Raw genomic sequence first — 16815 nt, 5'->3', positions numbered from 1 at the left:
TAGGCTTAGATGTGTATAGTTCATGGTTGCAATCTCACTTTGGCGGTGGATATAAACTTTGATGCTAGCGCATCTAGGTCTTTTTTTCACCTCGCATTTGGTATTGCACTTCATGTGTTAATCTAAGATATAAAAGAGACAATGAGAGTAACAAATCGCAGCGAGGACGCCAATGATATTCCTGTAAGGATATCAGTTGGTAATAGTTTGCCTTTACATTTTAGATATAACCTCAACAAAGGTCATATTCTCTAATGTCATAAAATACCACTATAAAACAAAAATAAATAATATCAAACCATTTCAATTTTAGCTCAAAACATCGACAATACGGCTTGTGATAAAGATGACGTCTTTAGTGCGCAATAATTGAAATGAAAATCGCCATAATGTAAGGACAACTTATGCCCATTGCCTCTTCACGCTCCGCTGTTACTGGATTGGTCATTGGCTGCGTGATCTTTGGTTTGGGTAGCTTAATCGTCGCTCATGTAGACATCGGTGGTTGGGCGATGGCGTTTTGGCGCTTGGCTATCTCAGGCGTGGTCTTTGCGGTATTAGCAAAAATGACAGGGCAACGGCTGCCACGCTCAAAGCGGGCGATTTTTTATGGCTTATTATCGGGTGCATTTTTGGGTTTGGATTTGGCGCTGTGGCATGAGAGTATCTATGCGGTAGGTCCTGGTATCTCAACCTTACTCAATAGCTTGCAGATTTTCTTTTTGGCAGCCATCGGTTTTTTATATTTTAATGAGCGCCAATCTGTCTTACAGCTGATCAGCTTAGTATTGGCAATGTTGGGTGTGGCAATGATTGGTAGCCCTGAATTTGCCCAAAACAAGGCTGCTACTTGGGGATTTATTACCGGTATCGTGTCAGGAGCCATGCTCGCGGCATCAATGACCTTTATCCGTAAAACCCATGATACTGAGCCGACGCCGATATTTATGCTGATGCAGCTAGTGAGTATTGGCGGCGGATTGGCAATGATTGTGCCGATGTTTGTCTTTGATATGGGTAACATGCTGCCCAATACGTGGTCTGATATTGGCTGGATATTGATTTATGGTACGGTAATGCAGTGCCTAGCGTGGGGTCTTATCGCCTACTCTATTCCCAAGCTCTCTTTGGCATTAACTGGATTATTATTATTGACCGAACCCGTTGCGGCATTGGTGATTGACTATACTTGGCTTGATAAACCTATCAATACCCTACAATGGAGCGGCGCGCTATTGACTATGTTTGCCATCTATTTGGGTTCGCTAAAACCTAAACCGCGTGCCCTACGACGTTATCGATTTTTTGCCAAATTTTATAAACATCCCTATAAATAAAAGCGCTTATAAATAACTATCAATTTATAAGCGCGGCTGTATTAGCATTAACGATTTTTAAGTATTAAGTTCATTTCCTAAAATCAAGCTCTGAAATCAGTTTTTGAGGGTTAATCTTTTTGACGGTTAAACAAAGCGTTAAGCACAATTGCCGTCAAGGTAGCGGTACCAATACCGCCCAAATCAAAGCCGCCTAAATGTAAGCTAAAGTTACCGGTACCCATGATGACGGTAACAGCTGCAATGATAAGATTGCTATTTTTACTAAAATCGATATGACTGTCTATCCAAATTTTCGCACCAGCGATGGCAATCAAACCAAAGACAACGATAGAAGCACCGCCTAATAACGCTGGCGGAATGGTTTGAATAATCGCACCAAATTTTGGTGACAATCCCAGTATGATAGCCACAATACCTGCGATAACAAAAATAGTCGTGCTATATACTTTGGTCACAGCCATCACGCCGATATTTTCTGCATAAGTGGTGACACCTGTACCGCCAAAACCTGCTGAAAATGTCGTTGCTAACCCATCAGCAAAGAACGCACGCCCCATATAAGGGGTCACGCGCGCCTTAGTCATCCCTTCTACCGCTTTAAAATGACCAAGGTTTTCGGCAATCAAAATAAAAGCAACAGGCGCAATTAAAATAATCGCACTTAGCTCAAATTTTGGTGTATGAACACTTGGCAGACCAAACCAAGCAGCGGTAGATACGCCACTAAAATCAATGGGAACACCATAACCCATGATATTAGTCATAACATAATAAGCAACATAAGACAGTATTAAGCCAACCAACAATAATAAACGTCGTAGCATACCGCGCGTAAATACCGCGACGCCACTGATTAAGAGTACAGTTAATGCGGCCATCCAAGCATCAAACTGATTGGTTGACACCCCTTGAATGGTCACAGGTGCTAAATTTAGACCGATAATCATCACAATAGCACCAGTGACAATCGGTGGCATCAAGCGCTCAATCCAACCTGTGCCAGTTTTCATCACTAGCAAACCAACCAGCGCATAAATGATACCGCAGGCCATGATACCGCCCAAAGCAACATTCAAATTTGCATTGAATCCTACGCCAGCATACGCCGTTACGGCAATGACAGGACCGATAAAAGCAAAGCTTGAGCCCAAATAGCTTGGCATACGCCCGCCGGTAATCATAAAAAACATCACCGTACAAATACCGGACATCAAAATAGCCAAGTTTGGATCAAAACCCATTAATAAAGGCGCAAGTACGGTTGAGCCAAACATCGCAAAGGTATGCTGCACGCCGAGTAGCACGCTTTTTGATGGCGGTAAGTACTCATTAATACCGACTGGCGTACGATCCAAATCCCCTTTAAAGGGTCGCCATGTCGGAAACCAGCGTCCGTTTTCAAAGTCTGGATTGTGCGGTAAACTCATGGTCGCCGAACCCATTGCGGCATCAATACCTGCTGCCTCTAGTGCATTTGGCATTGATGGATCTTTTCGGCTATGCTGCATTGATTCAGGCGAATTCTCTGGAGGGGTAACCATGCGCGATTGTCCTATGGGATTAGACTAATACTAGTTCGGATAAACAAGAAATAATAACTAACGGTGTTTGCAATACAATGTTATAAACAGCGCTCATTATAATAGATAGATAGCGTTCAATATAATAAAAAATAACTCAAACCAATGCATGCGAGCTATAAACTTTCATATTATGCAAGACCTAACTGTTAGATTTTGAGGAGCTCGTGCTTTTTACTCAAGCACAATATACAACAACCATAGCTCTTATATGAGTACGCTTTTCTACAATATTCTACTATTTCCAATCAGCTGTTTGGAGATATGCCAATAATAGGAATTATTTTATAGAATCCCTATATTTTTCTAGTTGTATTGACTAATATAGTGTTTACTAAACTTATTTTTTTGATATTTATAACTTATATTTTATAACGATCGCTAGCTTACAGGATGTTACATGATCATTGATGCCGAGCATCATAATGGAATTTAATAATAAACAACAGCTATTATTCACCCGTCACTCGAACGACCACGTTCCCATAGGCAATGCTCTAAATTCATCGATGAACGATGCTTATTATCTATTGTTGCCTATTATAATTTATATGGGCGCGGTGGTCTTTGCTATACGGTTTTTCTGACTCTCCTTTACTTTTTTTGGTAATTTATTATGATTAGTGTCTTTGATTTATTTAAAATCGGCGTTGGCCCATCAAGCTCTCATACTGTTGGTCCCATGATAGCGGCTAATTTGTTTGTACAGTCACTCCTAAAACAGACCAATCTGAGCAACATCCAGTCTTTAGAGATTGAATTATATGGCTCGCTTGCGGCAACGGGTAAAGGACATGCAACCGATACCGCCATATTACTTGGCTTACTAGGTCATGCTCCTAGCAGCATCGACACGCGTTTGACCAGTCAATATCTGGCATCAATCTTTTCAGACAATCAGCTCAACATCGCAGGCGAGCATGTTATTAGCTTTGATACAGAGCGTGATATTCATTGGTATGATGAAACGGTTCTGCCCTATCATCCTAATGCCATGACTATCCGTGTATCTTTGTCAGATGGCAGCCATTATCAGCAGACCTATTACTCTGTGGGTGGCGGCTTTGTTATCAATGAAGAAGATGCGACCAACCCTGATGAAGACAATGCCACACCGACTATCGATGTGATTCCTTATCCTTTTGATAGCGCCGCAGAGCTTTTAGAGCAATGCCGTGAGCACCAATTAAGCGTGAGCGAACTGGTACTGGCAAATGAATGCCATTACCGCGAGCAAGCCGAAATATTTGCCTATTTAGACTCTATTTGGGAGTCGATGCAAGATTGTGTGACCCGTGGCTGCCAAAATAGCGGTATCTTACCGGGCGGTCTCGATGTAAAACGCCGTGCTCAAACGTTATATCTGCAACTGTGCGCTGAAAAAGATCAGCCGATTGCAAAAAATGATAAGCTGGTTGCGATGGATTGGATTGATTTATATGCATTGGCAGTCAATGAAGAAAATGCCAATGGCGGCAATGTCGTCACAGCCCCTACCAACGGTGCGGCAGGTATTATCCCTGCAGTAATGCATTATTATCGCGATTTTTTATCAAACTATAGCATTGATGGCGCGCGCAAATTTTTGTTAAATGCCACAGCTATCGGTAGCTTAATCAAACAAAACGCCTCAATCTCGGGTGCCGAAGTAGGCTGTCAAGGCGAAGTGGGTTCAGCTTGCGCCATGGCGGCATCGGCGTTGGCGGAAATTCTAGGCGCTGACCCTGCCAAGTGCCTGAACGCCGCTGAAATTGGCATCGAGCATAACTTAGGTTTAACTTGCGATCCTGTTGGCGGCTTAGTGCAAGTACCTTGTATCGAGCGCAATGCTATGGGCGCAGTCAAAGCCGTCAATGCGGCACGACTTGCCTGTCGTGGTAATGGTCAGCATTTTGTCTCTTTAGATAAAGTGATTGAAACCATGAAAGTCACTGGCGCTGATATGTTGGACAAATACAAAGAAACCTCGCGAGGTGGACTGGCAGTTTATGCCGATAATCGCATACCAACCGCCACTCATGGGGTCAGTGTAAAATACAGCCAATGTTGATGATTGGGCAATATAGTCGATTCATTTTAAAAACGATACAGTGCTATTGGCTATAAATTTTTTGCAGCCTCTGTCACTCCTGTGAACAGCAAGCAAGAAAAATTATAGTAATAGCACGTTATTACAATCGTATCGCTTTTATTTTGAACTGACTATATATAAATGCATAAAATCTATAAAACTCTTCACAAAAAAAAGACCTCTAATCATTAGAGGTCTTTTTTTAATTTAATTATTAATTTAGATGCAATCGCTACTCAATAAGCATTTATTCCGCTTTCTTTGATACCACTTCATTGAGTATCCAAACTGGCTTGACGGCATTGGTTACTTCGTCCATCACTGCTTCTTGACGAACGTTCAGGACATAACGATAATTTGGCTCATAGGTAAAGCCTTGGATATTACCATTTAAAGGCGTGTAGTTTTTTTGATACGTTTGGCGATATTGCAAGCACTCTGATTCAACCATGGCACCATTAGAAGCTTGTAGCTCACAGACTGCTTTAAGCGGTGCTATCTCTATGTTAAAACTTGGAATATTAATGACTTTGACAACTGCGCGCTCTCCTTCAACTACCATGGTACGTGTATCGTCTGTCGCCATGGTTGAACAACCTGATAAAACAAACGTTGCCATCACTGCTGCTAGTGCTAATTTTTTCATTATAAAACCCTCAATGCATTCATAGTTATTGTGTTTTAAAATTTACTGCATGTATTTTAAAATAAATGTATTTTTCTATACTCGTTATCATTTACTAAATCAGTATAGGTCGCAAAGTAACGACTCCTCTATGACTGCTTTGTAACGTAACGTCAGCTTTTGCAACCGCTGTTAATGAATAGTAATGGTGAACAATTAAGAAAAACAAAAGTTAGAGAAATAAAAAACGTTCAGAACTATTATGATCCTGAACGTTTGCCCTAAAGAAATTTCGCTATTGGCGATTACTAATACGCCTTAGCTGCGGTAATCGGCATTTATTTTCACATAGTCATAAGATAAATCACAGGTATAAACCGTGTCACTAGCATCACCACGTGCAAGATCAATATGAATAGTAATCTCAGGGCGACTCATCACCGTCTTGCCCGCCTCTTCGGTATAGCTTGGCGCAACTCCACCGTTTTGACAAATCATAACTTCGTCCAAATAGACATCGACTTGCTCGGCATCAAGGTTTTCAACCCCTGCATAACCGACGGCTGCTAATATACGTCCCCAGTTGGCATCACTGGCAAAAAATGCTGTTTTGACTAACGGTGAATGGGCAACCGCATATGCCACATCACAACACTCTTGCGTGGTTTTGCCGCCCGTGACTTTGACGGTCATAAATTTAGTAGCGCCTTCGCCATCACGTACAATCAATTGTGCCAGACGTATAAAGACTTCAGCTAACGCATCAAACATTGGCTGATAATGCGGATGCTCAGGGCTATCAATGACATCTGAGCTCGCAGCGCCTGTCGCTATCAATACGCAGCAATCATTGGTCGAGGTATCACCATCGACCGTAATACGGTTAAAAGATTGCTCATTGATGGCGCTTAGCATCTCTTGCAATAAGCCAGCAGCGATATTGGCATCGGTTGCGACATAGCCAAGCATGGTTGCCATATTGGGGCGTATCATGCCTGAGCCTTTTGACATACCAGTAATATGATAACAACTACCCGCAACATCAACCTTTTTGCTGGCGAGCTTTGGAATGGTATCTGTTGTACGAATACCATTCGCTGCTGCCAACCAATTATCAGGCGCAAGATTTGCTAATGCAGTGTCTAATCCAGCGATAATCGCCTCACTGTTTAGCGGCTCACCGATGACCCCAGTCGAAAACGGCAACACAGAATCACTATCAACGCCAATTTTAGCTGCCAATGCGGCACAAATATCTATCGCGCGGCGCTTACCATCGGCGCCCGTGCCAGCATTTGCATTACCAGTATTGGTCACCAAATAACGCGGAGAAGCCTTAGCAAAATGTTCACGCAATACGCGCACAGGCGCGGCGCAAAATGCATTTTTGGTCGTTACTACTGCAGTAGCTGCATCAGCCGCAATTTCGATAACCACCAAATCATCGCGATCTTTATAACGTACGCCTGCTGCGGTAGCGCTTAACTTGATGCCTTCAATAGGATAAATCGTTTCAGGTACTGCAACATTGCCAACCGCCATCACTTACTCCTTAGTTATTCATATTTGACTATTTTTATTGATTGTAAAATCTTGGTCATGATGCCAGAAATATTATACTTTATTTAAATCAAACGCTGTCCAAATAGGTGCATGATCCGACGGTTTTTCCATAGCGCGCAGCTCATAGCTGATGCCCGCATCAACACAATATTCAACAAGATCAGGTGTACATAAAATATGATCGATACGCAATCCGCGCTTAGGGTCATCATCAAAACCGCGACTGCGATAATCAAACCAGCTGTATAATTCGGTGCTTTCTGGATAATGTAAACGATAGGTATCGGTCAACTCACGTGACATAAGATCGCTATACCACTCACGCTCCTCTGGCAAAAATGAGGTTTTTCGATTTTTCAACCAGCGCTTAGCATTAACCTCACCAATCCCAATGTCGATGTCTTTTGGAGCAATATTCATATCACCCATAATTACCAGCGAGCGACCTTCTGCTTTTAGTATATCAATATACGCCATTAGATCAGCATAATAAGCGCGTTTCATCGGGAATTTGGTCGGATGATCTTGGCTCTCGCCTTGTGGAAAATACCCATTGAGCACATCAATCTCTCGCCCATCGAACTCATAACGTGCATGAATAAAACGTTTTTGCGCCTCTTCATCTTCGCCAGGGAAACCTTTTTGCACAAAAATAGGCGCAACTTTCGATAATAATGCCACACCGTAATGTGCCTTTTGTCCAAAATACTCGACGTGATAGCCCAAGCTTTCTACATTTTCAAGAGGAAACTGCTCATCATGCACCTTGGTTTCTTGCAGACCCATAACATCAGGATCAATGATATCTCGTACCGCCTCTAACTGATGTTGACGGGCGCGGATACCATTGATATTAAAACAAACAAAACGGGTCATAAATTATCCTAGTCTAATAAATGAAAGCACACTGCTGCTATGAATCAGTGCTTTGATAAATAAAAGCGGCTATAAAATGTGATTATAATCAGTAGATATCGCCAATTTAAAATAAAACAAATAGGGTTATGATAACAGACATAGACCGCGCTAGCTGTTGCGCCCTTTTATATCTTGAGTTAGAGTGGTTATTTAGCCTATTTATGTGGCTATTTGCCGTATCATGTTATCAAACCATGCTAGCAATCCACGCTTATTGACTTCGCTACGATTTATTATTGTTTTTATTGAACGATGTTTATCGAGCAGTGGCGTTTAGTGAATTCATGACGACATACTATTAAAAATATATTGAGCATTATTATGACAAAAGCGACTAATAAGAACCCAACCACCGTAACCAACCCTGAACGAACAGCAACACCTTTATTTACTACCAACTATCATGTCTATATCAATCACACCGATGCTGGTGGTATAGTCTATCATGCCAATCACTTAGTATTCTTTGAAAACTGCCGCCGTGATTGGTTTACCCAGTTGGGCTTAAATGGGTATTTTTTGCAGGCTGATGACGGTCAGATTCAACATTTCGTCGTTACTCAGGCGGACTTACAATATAAACGCGCTATTTTATTAGATGATGTCATTAATGTACGTATTGATAACGTTGAGATAAAATCTGCCAGCATTGTATTTTATCAAAGCATTTATCGTCAGCAATCTCAAAATAAAGCGGTTGGCGATGCCACAGCGGGCTTACTAAGCAGTACCAAAATCGTTGTTGCTTGCGTACAAAATCAAATCACCTCAAATTCTATAGACAATAATGAGTCGAATAAAACAGCCCCTATGCGCCCTATCCGGGTGCCACAAAAATTACGTGATGCCATTGAACAAGCGATTGGAGAACACAATAAGTAACGTCTTAAGTCTTTCTATAACCACTTGTGTTTTCCATGACCATTGTCCGTAATCCTATCTTTTTTATAGGTTGAATATTCACATATAAGGATATTAGTTGTACTGAGCAGTACGCTCATGCTCATGGTGTTTTAGCCTAGATTCATGCTAACGTATTGCTTAAATGTATCATTATTTATTTTATATATTGTTTTTTTGTGGTAGATAATTGGTAAAAAACTGAATTCAGTTAATTTTTTAAGAGTAAATGGATTCTTAATTGAACATTCACCTTATTGTCGTTCGTTGATGCCGAATAACCCAATAAAACAAGTAGCCCGTCAATAGATAAGGATATTATCAAACTCAGTGACAATTTTTACGTCAGCGCTGTTGTTTTATTGACACGGATCTGGCTGCTTAGCAAGTAACATTTAACCTCTATCATATTTCAAGGACGCTGACTATGACGCCAAATAAACCTTGGCTTGCAAATTATCCTACTGGTGTGCCAAAGACGATTGATCCAGATAAATATAGCAGTATCATGGAGCTATATGAGGAGTGCTTCGATCGCTTCCGCCTGCACCCTATGACCATCTGTATGGGCGTCACTCATACGTACGATGATGTCGATAGAACCTCTGTCGCGGTTGCTGCATGGTTACAGGCAAAAGGTCTACCTCAAGGTAGCGTGGTTGCTCTTATGATGCCAAACGTACCGCAATATTTGCCAACGATGCTTGGTATTTTGCGCGCCGGCTACATCTGCACACCTGTAAACCCTCTATATACTGGTCGCGAGCTACGCCATCAATTAAATGATTCTGGCGCTCAGGTTATCTTTGTCGTCGATAACTTTGCTCAAGCACTTGAGCAGGTGATTGAAGAGACCAATATCAAACACATTGTCCTCTCAAAAATGGGCGATATGATGGGTCTAAAGGGTATTTTGGTCAATACCATTATCCGTCAGGTCAAACGTTTGGTACCCAAGTATAATTTGAATGATCCCAAATACGACGTCACTAAGTTCCCTGATGTGCTCAAAAAAGGCAGGAACCTACCGTTCCAAAAGCCAAAACTGTCTTTGAGTCAAACGGCGTTTTTACAATATACAGGTGGTACAACGGGTCTGTCTAAAGGCGCTATTTTATCTCAGCGTAATATTGTCGCAGGCGCGATGCAGTCAGAAGCATGGACTCGCCCTATTACCTCAGAGATTAATGAGGTATATATCAATATGGTGATGGCGTTGCCGCTGTATCATATTTTCGCCTTTATGCTAAGCTCACTGGGTATGCGTGCAGGCTATACCTTTATATTGATTCCTAACCCGCGTGATATACCCGGCTTTGTTAAAACGTTATCAAAGCAGCCGTTCCATATTTTCCCTGCCGTCAACACCTTGTTTAAAGGCTTACTTGACAATCCTAACTTTAAAAACTTGGATTTTAGCTCGCTACGCATCTCACAAGCAGGCGGCATGGCAGCAACTGAGCAAACGGCAAGACGTTGGCTTGAGACGACAGGCTGCGCCATGATTGAAGGTTGGGGAATGACGGAAGGGGTTGCTGTAGGTACTGCCAACGTCATCACTGATCGCAAGTTTAATGGTACGATTGGCGTACCTGTACCTAGTGTTGATGTCATTATTATCGATGATGAGGGCAACCCTGTCGGTGTCAATCAAGCGGGCGAGATGTGTGTTAAAGGACCTAACGTCACCTCAGGTTACCTAAATAGAGACAGTAGTGATGACTTTACTAAAGACGGCTACTTCCGCACTGGCGATATCGTCAGCATGGATGAGAAAGGCTATTTTAGACTACTAGATCGTAAAAAGGACATGATTTTGGTGTCTGGGTTTAACGTTTTTCCAAACGAGATTGAGTCGGTCATGCTCGATTGCGAAGGCATTATTGATTGTGCTGTGATTGGCATTCCTGATGAAAATCAAGGCGAAGCGGTCAAGATCTACGTCATCCCTGCCGATAATAATGTCACCAAAGACTCTATTAAAGAATTTGCTTTAGATAACATGACTGGTTATAAATGTCCGCGTCATATCGAGTTTATTACTGAGCTACCAAAAAGTAACGTTGGCAAAGTATTACGTCAAAAGCTCCGCGAAAAACATATGATAGACAATCCACAATTATAATTAAAGCAGACTTTTAATTAGCAAAAGCGCCTTGCATCTACTGCAAGGCGCTTTTTTATTATCGGTAGCATCGATGATATATTGAGCATTTACGAGCGTTTTTAGCACGGCATCTTGTCTCTATAACCGTTCATCTATTTTTACTCAAAACATAGATTTTTAAATTTATCAAGCATAACAATAAACTCTTAAGTTCTTTTATATCAATAACTCGTTCAATTACAGTTATGTTAATGTATTGCCAAAATATGTTACGCTATTATTCTTAAGACTGAATCAATAGTAGGTTCAACTGAGGTCAATTGATCGACCTTATACAGAATGTCACTTTTCAAAAATGATTACAAACCAGCCGTTTAATCTACTCAGATGATTTTTCTGCGTGGTTAAATAAATTTTTAATTCAATAACCTTGTATAAAGGCCGCCGTATTTTAGCAGTTTGTGAATAGATGGGATAGCACTCGACAATCCATCGCTTAGCTGGCGATGACTGGTATTGTTGACATGGATGTGACTACTTTTGTATAGAGCCTTAATTGATCGCAAATTTAAGGACACTCAGTATGACAACAGACAAACCTTGGCTTGCTCAATATCCAGCAAACGTACCCAAGACTATTAATCCTGATCAGTATGAAAGCCTCATTGAGTTGTACGAAGAGTGTTTTGACCGCTTCCGTATGCATCCTATAACCATATGTATGGGCGTCACTCATACTTATGGCGACGTAGACAAAGCTTCTCTTGCTATCGCTGCTTGGTTACAAGCGCAAGACATCCCCAAAGGTAGCGTAGTAGCAGTCATGATGCCAAACGTGCCGCAATACTTGCCAACCATGATTGGTATCCTGCGCGCCGGCTATGTTTGCACCCCTATCAATCCTCTATATACGGGTCGCGAGCTGCGCCATCAACTGAATGATTCAGGCGCTCAGGTTATCTTTGTGGTAGATAACTTTGCTCAAGCCCTTGAGCAAGTCATAGAAGAGACGAACATCAAACGTATTGTCCTATCGAAAATGGGCGATATGATGGGATTAAAAGGGATTTTGGTGAATACCGTCATCCGTCAAGTCAAGCGCTTAGTCCCTAAGTACAATCTTAATGACCCTAAGTATAATGTTACCAAATTCCCTGATGTGCTAAAAAAAGGCAAAAGCCTACCATTCCAAGCACCAAAAACGGCTTTGCAACATAAAGCGATTTTGCAATATACCGGTGGTACAACAGGGCTGTCTAAAGGCGCGGTATTAACTCAGCGTAATGTCGTCGCTGCTGCCATGCAGGTAGAAGCATGGTTTCGTCCGGTCACGTCTGAGATCAATGAAGTGTATATCAATATGGTCATGGCGCTGCCGCTGTATCATATTTTTGCTTTTATGCTGAGCTTACTTGGCATGCGTTCTGGTTACACTTTTATTTTGGTACCAAATCCGCGTGATATGCCTGGATTTATCAAAACTTTATCCAAACAGCCGTTCCATATTTTCCCAGCGGTTAATACTTTGTTTAAAGGCTTGCTTGATCAGCCAAACTTTAAAGACCTAGATTTTAGCTCACTTCGTCTCTCGCAGGCAGGTGGTATGGCGGCAACCGAACAAACAGCGGCGCGTTGGTTAGAAGTGACAGGCTGTCCGATGATTGAAGGTTGGGGTATGACTGAATGTGTAGCAGTCGGCACCAACAATATCGTCATTGATCGTAAATTTAATGGTACGATTGGCACGCCTGGTCCAAGCGTTGATATTATTGTTATCGATGAAGATGGCAAAGAAGTAGGCGTTAATCAGGCAGGCGAGCTGTGCATCAAAGGTCCAAATGTCATGTCGGGCTACTTTAATAAAGACAGTAGTAGCGACTTTACTGAAGATGGTTATTTCCGTACGGGTGATATCGTCAGTATGGATGAAAAAGGTTACTTTAGATTATTAGATCGCAAAAAAGATATGATTTTGGTCTCAGGCTTTAACGTCTTCCCAAATGAAATCGAGTCGGTTATGCTTGACTGTAAAGGCATTATTGAGTGTGCAGTCATCGGTGTTCCTGATGAACACCAAGGCGAAGCGGTGAAAATCTATATCGTCCCTGCCGACAACAATGTAACTAAAGAAGATATCAAAGAGTTCGCTATCGATAACTTGACCGGTTATAAATGCCCGCGTCATATCGAGTTTGTGAGCGAGTTGCCAAAGAGTAATGTCGGCAAAATATTGCGCCAAAAACTGCGTGAAAAACATATGTCAGACAATCCTCAAACCCTGTAGCTTCCAATCGTTTTAATTTTCAAAAGTTATAAGCTTTAAAAACGATAATCTACAAAAATGATTGAAAAAGCCCTTCACATTATAATGTGAAGGGCTTTTTATTGTCTTGCTTCTGTCTTGCTTCTGCCTTGATAGATACCAATCTCAAAGCAAGTGCTGCTAACTTACTTTATTAACTATTTGTAATGGCAAGTGCTTCATTGCTTGACCGACAATAGACCACGGTAGGCTCGGCACGCAAGCTTCATCCACGCCAGCCTCAATCGCTGCAATAATGGCTTTGGTGCCGGTATCTGCATCCACTTCAAACGGTAATGGCTTGGCATTTTCATTGATTTCAGTACGGATATAACCTGGATAAATAGTAGAGACTTTGATCGGCAGTTTGGTCAATAGCATATCAGCACGGATACCCTCTGCCAAATGCGCCAAGCCTGCTTTACTCGCCCCATATGCAGTCAAGTGCTTAGGTAATCCGCGCATCGCTGACATACTAGATATCACCACCAGATGACCGCTATTTTGTGCGCGAAAAATATTCATCGCAGCTTCACACTGCGCGAGCGCTGATATAAAGTTAATCTCAACCGTACGGCGATTGGTATCAAAACGCCCTTTACCAATACGGCGGCTATCGCCAATGCCCGCGTTAACCACGACACGATCAATATGACCGAAGTCAGCCGCGAACGCATCAAACACTTTAAAAATCGCATCATAATCACTGACATCTAGCATGCGATACTCGATACGAATATCAGGATATTGTGCCATAAGCTCTGTTTTCAGGCTCTCTAAACGATCTGTACGACGTGCACAAATAGCCAAATTATAGCCAAGCTTAGCAAACAATTTTGCCATGCCTTCGCCCAATCCTGAGCTGGCACCCGTGATTAATACCGTTTTGCCACCACCAATCTTCTGCTTACTTAAACCTTTTAGATAACGTGCTGGCTGAATCGCGCTAAAGAGATGATTTTTACTTTGTTTGACGCTTTTGGTGACTAAGCTGATCAATTTATTTTGCATGGAACATCCTGTTTACATCAATATTATATGAAGTTGACAGTCTATAATATCGCAAATTTATAGAAGGGGCCTGTCTGTTATAAAAATAAACAAAAAGTATGCAACAATTATAATGGCGGATTTTAACGACGTAAAGGTAGCTACGTGTGTAGAATAGGCATTTTATCCTGATGTTACTCCTACTTTCATCCTACTTTCATCATAGCCTTAATGTCTCACCGCTATCACATGCTATTTTATCGCCACGTCACAAAGCGTTTGCCATCAGCAAATAAATGACTGTATTCATTTAAAGACAATAATCGCGCATTCTGCTTTTTTAAAGTAATAGACGTCACACCCGTATTAACCAAGCTTTTATTAAGCTGATAAGCCGTCTGACTGCCTTGTTGCAGTAGCTGCGAGGTAATAGCAGCAATAATGCCGCCCGAGGTAAACACCAACACCGTACTATCACTATTCAAATTTAGCGTGTTTATTTTTAAGCGTATCTGCTCAAGTGCTTGCTCAGCTCGTTCATTAAACTGCGACCAGCTTTCGATATAGTCATGATCATCATCACCAGCATGCCAGCGCTGCATCGCTTTATCAAACAGCTCAGCCAAACGGCCCATCGGTGCCTCTGCTTTAGCAATCTCAGCGGCAATGGCTCCTTGACTGCTAAAAGCAGGATCAGATTTTATAAATACATCTTTGTGATTAAATTCATCAAACTGCGGCAAGATATAGCTATCAGGATTGTCTATATTAATGGCAAGCAATATAGGCGCTTCATTATCGTTATTGCTATTTATAGACGATTGATAATGCTCCCAAAAATGGCGGGCAGAGTCTTGTTGCCTGACCAAGCTTCCTGTAAAAATAGCATCGATTCGGCGCTGCGTAGCCCCATAATGCTGACCCAGCATTTGCGCTTGAATAACACCCAGCTCTGAGAGCTGATCATAATTTTCTTGTCCAAACGACGCCTGACCATGACGTGCCAGAAGAATGGTTGTCATAAACTACTACCTTTTGTCATATTTTTGATATACCGATTTGTAATGTTTTACTTGCTAGACAACTACTCGTCAGGTGATTGTGGCGATTTAGCAAAATAACCTTTTGGTAAAACACCTTTAATAACGGCTTGTAAAGGACTTGGTAGCTGCTCAATCATAGCAGCATCGACGCCCATATCTTGCAAGTGCGGCTGTACATGACTGGTAAATAGCGCCTCGCCTTCATACTGAGCAATGAGTTTAAGACATTTGGCATGTAGTACATGGACGATAATCCAAAAGTTCTTAAAGGCTGGATTGGTCGTTTGTTTATGATAGTAGCGATAGTAAATTTGCTGGACGATACCCGCCAAACGGAACAGACCAAACACTTCATAAAACGTCCAATTGTCTATCTCTAAACCGGTCTGTTCAAGATAATAAGCAACCACTTCATCACGCGTCATCATGCCCTTTAAGTGCGTTGGCTGACGACGTGACTGCTGCATAATAATATTGTCATCTGCTTCAATCCAGTAAGCTAAAGCACTTCCTAAATCCATCAAAGGATCACCTAAGGTTGCCATTTCCCAATCAAGTACGCCAATAACTTTGGTTGGATCTGCGGCATCTAAAATGACGTTGTCAAAACGCCAGTCATTATGAATCAGGCAAGTCTTACTATCAGCCGGTGTATGTTTACCAAGCCACTGTCGTACTAAGGCAAAGCTAGGGACATTTGGCGTTTTGGCTTTGACATAACGTTTATCCCAGCCACTGACTTGGCGTTCGCAATAGCCATCACCGCGACCAAGACTGACCAAATCAGGATGTTCTTTATAATCTACTTGATGCAATTCGACCAAAGCGTCGATAACATTGGTACACAATGCACGCGTCTGCTCTACATCTAAATCGACGCCTTTTGGTAAATTGGCACGAGGGATAATACCTTCCATGCGCTCCATCACATAAAAATCGGCACCGATCACATCTTCATCGGTACACAGCGCGACCATTTTTGGTACATAAGGATAAGCATCGTTTAGGGCTTTTTGCACGGTATATTCACGCACCATATCGTGCGCTGATTTGGCCTTGGTGCCTTTTGGCGGACGACGCAAGATTAAATCTTGGCTCGCACCTTCACCTTCATATTGCAGGCGATAGGTCCAGTTTGAAGCGCCTCCTGAAAACTGAGTGACCGTTGGCTCACCTTTTATATCGACCCCTTGAGCACGTAGCCAGTTGCTAACTGCTTTAGCATCGAGTTCTTCACCTTCGCGGACATCGCCGCCTTTATCCAGTACTTTATTTGGTGATTGATCGTCAGTATCAGTATTTTTGCCATGATTAACAGTTGCCATAAGACAGTCCTTATCGTGTGGTCAGTTATTTTTATGAATGTTTTCAGTGAT

12 protein-coding genes are annotated in these 16815 nt (G+C 41.9%); 5 read left to right on the top strand and 7 right to left on the bottom strand.

Annotation, left to right across the window (positions count from 1 at the left end; genetic code table 11):
* Positions 1-404 precede the first annotated feature (404 nt).
* Entirely contained in the window at positions 405-1337 is a 933-nt protein-coding gene (locus JMW90_RS07300) for a DMT family transporter (protein ID WP_201562711.1), read from the top strand.
* A gap of 110 nt (positions 1338-1447) precedes the next feature.
* On the opposite strand, the gene JMW90_RS07295 is transcribed toward JMW90_RS07300, so the two are convergent.
* Positions 1448-2881 (bottom strand): solute carrier family 23 protein, encoded by a 1434-nt coding sequence (locus tag JMW90_RS07295; protein WP_201562709.1) that lies wholly within the window; start codon positions 2879-2881, stop codon positions 1448-1450.
* Positions 2882-3536: 655 nt separating this feature from the next.
* Between JMW90_RS07295 and JMW90_RS07290 the strand changes: the two genes are divergently transcribed.
* Positions 3537-4970: an L-serine ammonia-lyase gene (locus tag JMW90_RS07290; protein WP_201562707.1), complete on the top strand. Its 1434-nt coding sequence runs from the start codon at positions 3537-3539 to the stop codon at positions 4968-4970.
* 268 nt (positions 4971-5238) lie between these two features.
* On the opposite strand, the gene JMW90_RS07285 is transcribed toward JMW90_RS07290, so the two are convergent.
* The 3 genes from JMW90_RS07285 to xthA all read right to left on the bottom strand — a co-directional run bounded on the left by JMW90_RS07285 (position 5239) and on the right by xthA (position 8055).
* Entirely contained in the window at positions 5239-5637 is a 399-nt protein-coding gene (locus JMW90_RS07285) for a DUF4377 domain-containing protein (protein WP_201562704.1), read from the bottom strand.
* Between the two features lie 297 nt (positions 5638-5934).
* Positions 5935-7158, bottom strand: a complete 1224-nt coding sequence (gene argJ / locus JMW90_RS07280) for a bifunctional glutamate N-acetyltransferase/amino-acid acetyltransferase ArgJ (protein ID WP_201562702.1) — start codon at positions 7156-7158, stop codon at positions 5935-5937.
* Positions 7159-7230: 72 nt separating this feature from the next.
* Positions 7231-8055: an exodeoxyribonuclease III gene (gene xthA / locus JMW90_RS07275; protein ID WP_201562700.1), complete on the bottom strand. Its 825-nt coding sequence runs from the start codon at positions 8053-8055 to the stop codon at positions 7231-7233.
* A gap of 363 nt (positions 8056-8418) precedes the next feature.
* Here xthA and JMW90_RS07270 point away from each other — a divergent pair, with 363 nt between their 5' ends.
* The 3 genes from JMW90_RS07270 to JMW90_RS07260 all read left to right on the top strand — a co-directional run bounded on the left by JMW90_RS07270 (position 8419) and on the right by JMW90_RS07260 (position 13388).
* Complete coding sequence (locus JMW90_RS07270) at positions 8419-8979, top strand: thioesterase family protein (protein ID WP_201562698.1); 561 nt, start codon at positions 8419-8421, stop codon at positions 8977-8979.
* Between the two features lie 445 nt (positions 8980-9424).
* Positions 9425-11122, top strand: a complete 1698-nt coding sequence (locus tag JMW90_RS07265) for an AMP-binding protein (protein ID WP_201562696.1) — start codon at positions 9425-9427, stop codon at positions 11120-11122.
* A 565-nt stretch (positions 11123-11687) separates the two neighbouring features.
* Positions 11688-13388: an AMP-binding protein gene (locus JMW90_RS07260; protein ID WP_201562694.1), complete on the top strand. Its 1701-nt coding sequence runs from the start codon at positions 11688-11690 to the stop codon at positions 13386-13388.
* Between the two features lie 159 nt (positions 13389-13547).
* Here JMW90_RS07260 and JMW90_RS07255 read toward each other — a convergent pair whose 3' ends face one another.
* The 3 genes from JMW90_RS07255 to JMW90_RS07245 all read right to left on the bottom strand — a co-directional run bounded on the left by JMW90_RS07255 (position 13548) and on the right by JMW90_RS07245 (position 16764).
* Positions 13548-14417 carry an SDR family oxidoreductase gene (locus JMW90_RS07255; protein ID WP_201562691.1) on the bottom strand — a complete coding sequence of 290 codons (870 nt, stop codon included), beginning with the start codon at positions 14415-14417 and terminating at the stop codon, positions 13548-13550.
* Positions 14418-14653: 236 nt separating this feature from the next.
* On the bottom strand, positions 14654-15418 hold the full coding sequence (locus tag JMW90_RS07250; protein WP_201562689.1) for a histidine phosphatase family protein: 765 nt from the start codon (positions 15416-15418) through the stop codon (positions 14654-14656).
* 62 nt (positions 15419-15480) lie between these two features.
* Positions 15481-16764, bottom strand: coding sequence for a phosphotransferase family protein (locus tag JMW90_RS07245; protein ID WP_201562687.1), 1284 nt, complete (start codon positions 16762-16764; stop codon positions 15481-15483).
* Positions 16765-16815 lie beyond the last annotated feature (51 nt).

Source organism: Psychrobacter glacincola (assembly GCF_904846215.1).
Lineage (GTDB): Bacteria > Pseudomonadota > Gammaproteobacteria > Pseudomonadales > Moraxellaceae > Psychrobacter > Psychrobacter glacincola.
Note: the sequence above shows the minus strand (reverse complement) of the source record. Positions and strands in the feature narration are given on the sequence as shown.

Coding starts and splice junctions, on each gene's coding strand:
- JMW90_RS07270 (WP_201562698.1), top strand. CDS start 8,419: ATGACAAAAGCGACTAATAAGAACCCAACCACCGTAACCAACCCTGAA.
- xthA (WP_201562700.1), bottom strand. CDS start 8,055: ATGACCCGTTTTGTTTGTTTTAATATCAATGGTATCCGCGCCCGTCAA.
- JMW90_RS07260 (WP_201562694.1), top strand. CDS start 11,688: ATGACAACAGACAAACCTTGGCTTGCTCAATATCCAGCAAACGTACCC.
- JMW90_RS07285 (WP_201562704.1), bottom strand. CDS start 5,637: ATGAAAAAATTAGCACTAGCAGCAGTGATGGCAACGTTTGTTTTATCA.
- JMW90_RS07295 (WP_201562709.1), bottom strand. CDS start 2,881: ATGGTTACCCCTCCAGAGAATTCGCCTGAATCAATGCAGCATAGCCGA.
- JMW90_RS07300 (WP_201562711.1), top strand. CDS start 405: ATGCCCATTGCCTCTTCACGCTCCGCTGTTACTGGATTGGTCATTGGC.
- argJ (WP_201562702.1), bottom strand. CDS start 7,158: ATGGCGGTTGGCAATGTTGCAGTACCTGAAACGATTTATCCTATTGAA.
- JMW90_RS07250 (WP_201562689.1), bottom strand. CDS start 15,418: ATGACAACCATTCTTCTGGCACGTCATGGTCAGGCGTCGTTTGGACAA.
- JMW90_RS07245 (WP_201562687.1), bottom strand. CDS start 16,764: ATGGCAACTGTTAATCATGGCAAAAATACTGATACTGACGATCAATCA.
- JMW90_RS07265 (WP_201562696.1), top strand. CDS start 9,425: ATGACGCCAAATAAACCTTGGCTTGCAAATTATCCTACTGGTGTGCCA.
- JMW90_RS07255 (WP_201562691.1), bottom strand. CDS start 14,417: ATGCAAAATAAATTGATCAGCTTAGTCACCAAAAGCGTCAAACAAAGT.
- JMW90_RS07290 (WP_201562707.1), top strand. CDS start 3,537: ATGATTAGTGTCTTTGATTTATTTAAAATCGGCGTTGGCCCATCAAGC.